The organism is Aliterella sp. E5.1, assembly GCF_057473825.1.
This window is the reverse complement of record NZ_JBYCCV010000443.1, coordinates 1-1,270: the sequence shown is the minus strand read 5'-3', so window position 1 is coordinate 1,270 and position 1,270 is coordinate 1. Positions and strand designations below refer to the sequence as shown.

Below are 1,270 nucleotides of genomic sequence, written 5' to 3'. Positions count from 1 at the left end.
CATCCCTGACAACCCTGTCGCCGTGGTGTAGCTGAACGAGCTAATCAGATAGTCACTGTAAACCTCTAGCAGTTCCTTGTTCATCTCACTACTTTAGCTGTTTCCGTCCTCGGTGCGTAAGGTGAGTGAAATACTACTATCCCCTTGGGGCGGTTTTTTGGGGAATCTCTTTGGAGTAGTCGTGGGTGCACTTCTCGCTTTTCTATTCGCTTCGTTGCTTCACAGAAGCCAAACCAGAAGAAGGGTAAGGGGCATTGTCAATTCTTTGCTTGATACTGTTTCTAAGGACATTAAAGAAATTAAAGACGATATCATTCCTGGTATTGACACATCTCTATTGGATATCACCAGATTGCTGGAGGCATTAAACTTAGCTTCTCCCGCAAAGAAGTTCATAGAAGAACAGCTTGGCCCAGATCACAACATGGAACTGAGGGCAATACTAGATATGAAAGCTGAGGATGGATTTGAACTCAAAGCTGATATTTTTTCAAGTGGTGAGATGGATTCATTATATAAACAGGTCGGTACCTACTCCCTTAATATCGCCTCCCACATTCCATGGACGTTGCTGCTACTACCCGACATCAGTATCATTCTTCCTGAAACATATCGTAATTTGACTGCGCTGGAAGATTCTTCAGTGGCAATATCTGAGCAAAATCGCCTTTACTTAGATGCAGCCGTGGATTCCCTCAAGTTAGTAACTATCTATTGGGTAAATGCTAGAACAATTGCTGAGCTTGCAGAACTAGACCAACAACGTGATGGAATGTTCAGTGTTAGCTTGAGAATGAAAATATCCGCATTAGAGGGATTGAAGACTCTACATATCCAAAGGCGAGAACACATGCAAAAACTGGAAAAGCAGTTGACACATGAACTAAAGCGCTTGCGTTGGTAACAACTAAATCCACCAAAATATTATGGATATATAACAAATCACGGCTTTTGAGCCGCTCGAGTGCTGCCCCTTTTTATGCCGTCCGAGTTTGCACCATACAAGAAGGCAACAAAGCCTTGTAGAACACAACAAAGTGGATGCGCGACTGCCCAAAACCTCAACATTAAAATGGGAAGTTCCGCGAGTTTGGTGATAACGCTGTCGTCACTCATGCTGCCGCCGGCTACGGGCTTGCTGATAACCTCGGGTGCTAGGGCGTCAAGGGTCAATGGAGCAAAAACCAGGCCAAGTTGTGAGCAGCAATTTTGCGACAGACCCTGGCTCGGATCGAGCGAAAGGAGTTAAGTTGCCCCAGTACAAGATGTC

At 44.9% G+C, this 1,270-nt stretch carries 1 protein-coding gene and 1 pseudogene; one reads left to right on the top strand and one right to left on the bottom strand.

What is annotated here, in order from left to right; all coding sequences use genetic code 11:
• The first annotated feature begins 121 nt into the window (after positions 1-121).
• Positions 122-904 (top strand): hypothetical protein, encoded by a 783-nt coding sequence (locus AC2VE5_RS28075; RefSeq protein WP_486890784.1) that lies wholly within the window; start codon positions 122-124, stop codon positions 902-904.
• 265 nt (positions 905-1,169) lie between these two features.
• On the opposite strand, the pseudogene AC2VE5_RS28070 reads toward AC2VE5_RS28075, so the two are convergent.
• Positions 1,170-1,270 (bottom strand): annotated as a pseudogene (locus AC2VE5_RS28070) (transposase); the annotation flags it as partial.